The sequence below is a fragment of the Shigella sp. FC1967 genome (assembly GCF_001743005.1).
Classification (GTDB): domain Bacteria; phylum Pseudomonadota; class Gammaproteobacteria; order Enterobacterales; family Enterobacteriaceae; genus Proteus.
In genome coordinates, this window is the sequence record NZ_MIIZ01000573.1 from 1 (window position 1) to 7,540 (window position 7,540).

The 7,540-nt window shown below is 39.8% G+C and carries 4 protein-coding genes and 2 pseudogenes; 5 read left to right on the plus strand and 1 reads right to left on the minus strand.

The window, feature by feature from the left end; translation table 11 throughout:
• The first annotated feature begins 101 nt into the window (after window positions 1-101).
• A complete protein-coding gene (nhaA, locus tag BHE89_RS05470) occupies window positions 102-1,280 on the plus strand; it encodes a Na+/H+ antiporter NhaA (protein WP_069368647.1) in 1,179 nt (392 codons plus the stop codon).
• A 194-nt stretch (window positions 1,281-1,474) separates the two neighbouring features.
• Window positions 1,475-2,390, plus strand: a pseudogene (gene nhaR, locus BHE89_RS05475) (transcriptional activator NhaR).
• A 71-nt stretch (window positions 2,391-2,461) separates the two neighbouring features.
• Here nhaR and rpsT read toward each other — a convergent pair.
• Window positions 2,462-2,723: pseudogene (rpsT, locus tag BHE89_RS24280) on the minus strand (30S ribosomal protein S20).
• 432 nt (window positions 2,724-3,155) lie between these two features.
• On the opposite strand from rpsT, the gene ribF reads away from it, so the two are divergent.
• The 3 genes from ribF to lspA are packed head-to-tail and all read left to right on the plus strand — an operon-like array spanning window position 3,156 to window position 7,477.
• Window positions 3,156-4,097, plus strand: a complete 942-nt coding sequence (gene ribF / locus BHE89_RS05495; protein WP_069368644.1) for a bifunctional riboflavin kinase/FAD synthetase — start codon at window positions 3,156-3,158, stop codon at window positions 4,095-4,097.
• 29 nt (window positions 4,098-4,126) lie between these two features.
• The gene (gene ileS, locus BHE89_RS05500) at window positions 4,127-6,937 is read left to right on the plus strand and encodes an isoleucine--tRNA ligase (protein ID WP_069368643.1); all 2,811 of its coding nucleotides are present in this window, start codon (window positions 4,127-4,129) and stop codon (window positions 6,935-6,937) included.
• A gap of 3 nt (window positions 6,938-6,940) precedes the next feature.
• Entirely contained in the window at window positions 6,941-7,477 is a 537-nt protein-coding gene (gene lspA, locus BHE89_RS05505) for a signal peptidase II (RefSeq protein WP_128860333.1), read from the plus strand.
• The last annotated feature ends 63 nt before the right edge of the window (window positions 7,478-7,540 follow it).

The following is a 7,540-nucleotide window of genomic DNA, read 5'->3' on the forward strand; positions in this document are numbered from 1 at the left end:
AAATTCGAAAAATCCGAGTTGTTATCAATAAAATAATCTGTTTTTTACGAATTTATAATTATCATATTATTAACAAGATTAGTGATTCTGAGGTTAATATTATGACGGCAATTATTAGACAATTTTTAAAATTAGAGGCATCAGGCGGTATTCTTCTGATTATTGCTGCCATTATCGCATTGATTATGGCGAACACACCTCTAAGTGCTTTGTATAATGAGTTTTTATCCGTTCCTATTATGATCAAATTCGGTGCGTTCGAACTTGATAAGCCATTATTGCTTTGGGTAAATGATGCCTTAATGGCGATCTTTTTCTTAGTGGTAGGATTGGAAGTTAAACGGGAATTAAAAGAAGGATCTTTGGCTCAGCGCGACAGAGCTATTTTCCCAGCAATAGCCGCAGTAGGCGGTATGTTAGCACCCGCATTGATTTATTTGATGTTTAATCATACGGATGCCGTGGGACAGCAAGGTTGGGCAATTCCAGCGGCAACAGACATTGCTTTTGCATTGGGTGTTATGGCGTTACTTGGCAAGCGTGTTCCTGTCGAGTTAAAAGTCTTCTTGTTAGCATTAGCTATCATCGATGATTTAGGTGTAATTGTCATTATTGCGCTCTTTTATTCAAAGAGTATTGCACTAATGCCTCTCGCTTTGGCGGGGTTGATTGTGATTGCTCTGGGCATAATGAACTGGCGTAAAGTGGGGAATACGGCTGCTTATTTAATTCTTGGATTCATCTTGTGGGTATGTATTTTAAAATCAGGTATTCATGCAACGATTGCAGGTGTGATTGTTGGATTCCTTATCCCATTAAGAAATAAAGAAGGTGATTCTCCTTCTGAAGAATTAGAGCATGTGCTACACCCTTGGGTTGCCTATTTTATTCTACCGCTGTTTGCATTTAGTAACGCAGGGGTTTCTTTAAATGGTGTAACGCTTGATGGCATGTTATCTGCTTTACCATTAGGTATCGCGTTAGGTCTATTTTTAGGTAAGCCGATTGGAATTTTCCTCTTTAGTTGGGTTTCGGTAAAACTAGGCATTGCAAAATTACCAGATGCGATTAACCTTAAACAAATATTTGCTGTATCTGTGCTATGTGGTATCGGTTTTACTATGTCTATCTTTATTGCTGGATTAGCATTTGATGGTGCAGATGAGGCTTATAATACCTACGCTAAGCTTGGTATTTTAGTCGGTTCAACAGTAGCTGCTGTTGTGGGATATTTATTGCTTCGTTCTGTTTTACCGAAGTTAAAAACGAAGTTAATATAGGGAAATTTATTACGGATTTGAGTTTCTTAACACAATAAATACCGAGCTATATATTTAAACCTACGGTGCAATACAGTGTATTGTGCGTAGGTGTTTTTATGAGGATTGGATGCAAGGAAAGCCAATCGCAAACTAATGGGTTATTACATAGTCTGTGTTGAAGCACAGAAGTTGAAAGGAAGATAACTATGCGGGTGTCACATCTCAATTTTAACCATCTTTATTATTTTTGGCATGTGTGTAAAGAAGGCTCTGTTGTGGGTGCAGCGCAAGCGCTGTATTTGACACCTCAGACAATCACAGGGCAAATTAAAGCATTAGAAGAAAGATTGGGTGGCAAGTTATTTAAACGTCAAGGAAGAGGGCTGGTTCCTTCAGAATTGGGTCAGCTTATTTTTCGTTATGCCGATAAAATGTTTATGCTTAGCCAAGAAATGCTGGATATTGTCAACTACAGTCAAGAATCGAATTTACTGTTTGATGTCGGCGTCGCGGATGCATTATCAAAACAATTAGTCAGTCGAGTCTTAGAAACGGCGGTTATTGATAATGAGCAAATTCATTTACGTTGTTTTGAATCTACTCATGAACTATTACTAGAACAATTAAGTCAGCATAAGTTGGATATGATCCTATCAGATTGCCCTGTGGATTCGTCACAACAAGAAGGACTGTTCTCTGTAAAACTGGGCGAATGTAATATGAGTTTTTTTTTGCAGCCATCCGCTTCCTGAAAAGCCGTTCCCTGAATGTTTAGAAGAGCGAAAACTCCTTATTCCGGGGCGTCGATATATGTTAGGTCGCCACTTATTAACATGGATACGTAATAAAAATCTGCAAGTGGAAATATTGGGTGAGTTTGATGATGCGGCATTAATGAAAGCATTTGGCTTAAATTATAATGCTATCTTTGTCGCGCCTTCACTGTATACCGATGAAACTTTTGCTCATAGTAATATCGAAGAGATTGGGGTGCTTGATACAGTAAAAGAAGAGTATTACGCGATTTTTGCAGAGCGAATGATCCAACATCCAGCGGTTCAACGTGTCTGTAACACGGATTTTTCAGCACTCTTTAATGGTGATAAAAAGGGTGTTACAACCCCATAAATAGATGGTGGTTAAAAAATAGAAAACAAAAAACCGGCATAAGCCGTTTTTTGTAACACAATAAAACAATATTACATTGCTTTGATTTGTGCTTGCAGATTAGCTTTATGACGTGCTGCTTTATTCTTGTGAATTAAGCCTTTAGTTGCCTGACGGTCAACAAGTGGTTGCATGTCATTAAATGCTTTTTGTGCTGCTTCTTTATCACCTGAAGCAATTGCTGCGTATACTTTTTTTGATGTAAGTACGCATCATAGAACGACGGCTTGCGTTGTGCTGACGACGCTTTTCAGACTGAACCGCACGTTTCTTAGCTGATTTGATATTAGCCAAGTTCCAACTCCCAAATATATTCTAGCGAGGACAAATACAAAGGTGAAGGAATATGCCTTTTCAACCTAAGTTTGTCAATGGATTTATACAAAATTAGCGTCGTTGTACGCGACACTTGTTTCGTTGTGATGGCGCAAGATTTTATCAGTTAAGACGGGTAGAATACAGTCTTTTGAGTGAAAAAATCATCAAAATCGTGTATATGAGTAATAAATAATAGATTCTAATAGGATCTATGTTTGATTTTATGCGATTTTATAACCAAGAAGTGAGTGATAGTCCATTTTTTTGTTTGATGTGAGCAATCAAATTTAAGAATAACAGTGAATCGACTTGTTGAGATATTACTCATCAATAAACATTGATATATTGGGTTACTCTCAAGCCTTTGACAAGGTATAATCCAATAATTTCCACGGTATTGAGCCAGTTATGGAGCTAATTCGCGGTATACAAAATATTAGAGCGCGACACCACGGTTGCGTTCTGACAATTGGGAATTTTGATGGTGTCCATAGAGGCCATCAGGCATTATTGAAACACTTGAAACAAGAGGCTTCACAGCGAGGATTACCTACGGTTGTGATGACATTTGAGCCTCAGCCACTTGAGTTCTTTTTACCAGAAAAGGCACCAGCACGTCTGACTCGTTTACGAGACAAGATTAAATATTTAGCTGAATGTGGTATTGATTATCTTTTGTGTGTCAAATTTGATAAACAATTTGCGGCGCAAACGCCAGAAGAATTTGTTTCATCACTATTGGTGAATAAATTAGGCGTGAAGTTTCTAGCCATTGGCGATGATTTTCGCTTTGGTAAAAATCGTGAAGGTGATTTTCACTTTTTACAGCAAGCCGGTGCAAGATATGGATTTGAAGTCGCGAATACCGAAAGTTATTGTGATAAAGGATTGCGTATCAGTAGCACGGCAGTACGAGAAGCGTTACTCAATGATGATTTAGTCCTTGCTGAATCACTACTAGGACACCCTTACAGTATTTGTGGGCGTGTCATTCATGGTAATGAATTGGGTAGAACCATTGGTTTTCCGACAGCCAATATTCCTATGAAACGCTTAGTTGCACCCGTTAAAGGCGTTTATGCCGTTGATGTCTATTTATCAGATAATCAATCACCTTTACCCGGTGTGGCAAATATCGGAAGTCGTCCTACTGTAAAAGGGAAAGGCGTACAATTAGAAGTTCATTTAATCGACGTTAATATGGATTTATATGGACGTCGTATTGATGTTGTGTTACGAAAGAAATTACGTAATGAACAGCGATTTGCATCATTGGATGCATTGAAGCAGCAAATCGCAGATGATGTGGCTACTGCTAGGGATTTTTTATCGCAGCGGTCGGAGTCATAAACTAGCGGAAAATTGGAACTGAGAATCGAATGAGTGACTATAAAAATACCCTGAACTTACCAGAAACAGGGTTCCCTATGCGCGGGGATTTAGCAAAGCGCGAGCCAGAGATGTTATCACGTTGGTACAAAGAAGGTTTGTATCAAGCAATTCGTCAGGCTAAAAGTGGTAAGAAAACATTTATTTTGCACGATGGCCCTCCATACGCCAACGGCAATATTCATATTGGTCACTCAGTAAACAAAATTCTCAAAGATATTATTATTAAATCCAAAGGGCTGTCAGGCTTTGATTCTCCGTACATTCCAGGATGGGATTGTCACGGATTACCTATCGAACTAAAAGTTGAACAAATCGTAGGTAAACCAGGAGAGAAAATATCTGCAGCACAATTCCGCGAGGAATGCCGTAAATATGCTTATGAGCAAATTGAAGCACAGAAAAAAGATTTTATTCGTTTAGGTGTTCTAGGAGATTGGGAAAAACCTTATCTTACAATGGACTATAAAACTGAAGCGAATACTATCCGTGCATTAGCGCGCATTATCGCAAATGGTCACCTGTTAAAAGGGGCTAAGCCTGTTCACTGGTGTACAGCATGTGGTTCATCATTGGCTGAAGCAGAAGTTGAATATTATGATAAAACTTCACCTTCGATTGATGTGCGTTTTACCGCCGTTGATCCAAACGCAGTTGCTGCCAAATTCCATGCAGTAACAGATAAGCCTATTTCTTTGGTTATCTGGACAACAACGCCTTGGACATTACCTGCTAACCGCGCTATTGCATTAAATGCCGACTTTAATTATTCATTAGTCTCTTTTGGTGATGAATGCGTGATTTTAGCCGCTGATCTTGTTGAAAGCGTAATGAAGCGTATTGGCGTAACGAGCTGGGGCGTTTTAGGTGAATGTAAAGGCGCTGATTTAGAGTTACTGCGCTTTAATCATCCATTTATGGGTTTTGATGTACCTGCAATTTTAGGTGATCACGTTACTTTAGATGCGGGTACAGGTGCTGTTCATACTGCACCAGGTCACGGCCCTGATGACTTCGTTATTGGTCAAAAATACGGTTTAGAAGTTGCTAACCCTGTGGGTCCAAATGGTTGTTATTTAGCAGGTACTTATCCAACATTAGATGGCATTTTTGTTTTTAAAGCGAATGATGTGATCGTTGAACTGCTAAAAGAAAAAGGCGCTCTGTTACATCATGAAGTCTTACAGCATAGCTACCCTTGCTGTTGGAGACATAAAACACCTGTTATTTTCCGTGCCACACCACAATGGTTTATTGGTATGGATAAGAACGGATTACGTCAACAATCATTAAAAGAGATCAAAGGTGTTAAATGGATCCCTGATTGGGGTCAAGCACGTATTGAATCAATGGTTGAAAATCGCCCTGACTGGTGTATTTCTCGTCAACGCACTTGGGGTACGCCAATGTCTCTGTTTGTTCACAAAGAGACTCAAGAGCCACATCCACGTACATTAGAATTGATGGAAGAAGTCGCTAAACGTGTTGAAGTGAGTGGCATTCAAGCATGGTGGGATTTAGATATCCGTGAAGTGCTGGGTGATGAAGCTGATGATTATATGAAAACGCCAGATACACTGGACGTTTGGTTTGATTCAGGATCAACACACTCAACAGTTGTTGATGCACGCCCTGAATTCCACGGTAATTCAGCAGATATGTACTTAGAAGGCTCTGACCAACATCGTGGTTGGTTTATGTCTTCACTGATGATCTCGACTGCAATCAAAGGTAAAGCGCCTTACCGTGAAGTATTAACACACGGTTTTACCGTAGATGGGCAAGGCCGTAAAATGTCTAAATCTATCGGTAACACAGTCAGTCCACAAGATGTAATGGATAAATTGGGTGCTGATATCCTACGTTTATGGGTCGCATCAACAGATTACACAGGCGAAATTGCCGTATCTGATGAAATCTTAAAACGTGCGGCTGATACTTATCGTCGTATTCGTAATACAGCGCGTTTCTTCTTAGCGAACTTAAACGGGTTTGATCCTGCAAAACACCAAGTTAAGCCAGAAGAGATGGTGACACTTGATCGCTGGGCAGTCGGTCGTGCAAAAGCCGCACAAGCGGATATCCTAAAACACTATGAAAATTATGATTTCCATAATGTTATTCAGCGCCTAATGCAATTCTGTTCAGTAGAAATGGGTTCTTTCTACTTAGATATCATTAAAGACAGACAGTACACCGCGAAAAGCGATAGCGTGGCTCGTCGTAGTTGCCAAACGGCGTTATTCCATATCAGTGAAGCCTTAGTTCGTTGGATGGCACCTGTTATGTCATTCACCGCTGATGAGATCTGGAATGAGTTGCCTGGTGAACGTGCAAAATATGTCTTAACGGAAGAATGGTATACCGATCTATTTGGCTTAGATGCATCAGAAACGTTAAATGATGACTATTGGGCTGAATTACTTGCCGTTCGTGGTGAAGTCAACAAAGTATTAGAGCAGGCTCGTACAGATAAACAGCTACGTGGATCTTTAGAAGCATCAGTCACTCTGTATGCTGATAAAGCGTTAGCAGATAAGTTAAATGCGTTAGGTAACGAACTGCGTTTTGTTTTATTAACTTCTCAAGCGAAAGTGGCAGATATTAATGAAGCACCAGAAACGGCATTAGCTTCTGATATGTCGGGTTTAAAAATTGTCCTTAACAAAGCCGATGGCGAAAAATGTCCTCGTTGCTGGCATTATGCGACAGATATCGGTCAAGTAGCGGAACACGCTGAATTATGCGGACGCTGTGTTACTAACGTAGCCGGTAACGGTGAAGAACGTAAGTTTGCTTAATTAATGAAGAAAACACTTTGCTCTACAGGTTTACGCTGGCTATGGCTAGCTGTCGCCGTAGTGGTGTTGGATTTAGGTACGAAACAGTATTTCATGCAGACATTTCGTCTGTATGAATCTGTTGCCGTGATGCCTTTTTTCAATTTCACTTACGCGCATAACTATGGTGCTGCCTTTAGCTTTTTAGCAGATAAAGGGGGATGGCAACGTTGGTTTTTTGCACTGATTGCATTGGCAATCTGTATTACCTTATTGGTAATGATGTATAAAAACAAAGCGAGTGCCAAACTAAGTAACGTTGCTTATGCGCTAATTATTGGCGGAGCATTGGGTAATCTCTCTGATCGTCTGATCCACGGGTTTGTCATCGATTTTCTTGATATTTATATTGGAGATTGGCATTGGCCTACCTTTAATATTGCTGATATGGGGATTTGTATCGGTGCTGGGCTTATTATTATTGAAAGTTTTTTCCCTGATAAAAAATGTCAGTCCTCAAGATACAAAAAAGCAAAAGTAATCAGACAAGAAGTTAACTAAAATAACCCCTGCCTTATGGCGGGGGTTACGCTTAATAGAAGGTATTAGTATGGTTATGCAGGT

Bases quoted from the DNA above. Each gene is read 5' to 3' on its own strand.
- nhaA (WP_069368647.1), top strand. From the start codon at position 102: ATGACGGCAATTATTAGACAATTTTTAAAATTAGAGGCATCAGGCGGT.
- ribF (WP_069368644.1), top strand. From the start codon at position 3,156: ATGGAGCTAATTCGCGGTATACAAAATATTAGAGCGCGACACCACGGT.
- ileS (WP_069368643.1), top strand. From the start codon at position 4,127: ATGAGTGACTATAAAAATACCCTGAACTTACCAGAAACAGGGTTCCCT.
- lspA (WP_128860333.1), top strand. From the start codon at position 6,941: ATGAAGAAAACACTTTGCTCTACAGGTTTACGCTGGCTATGGCTAGCT.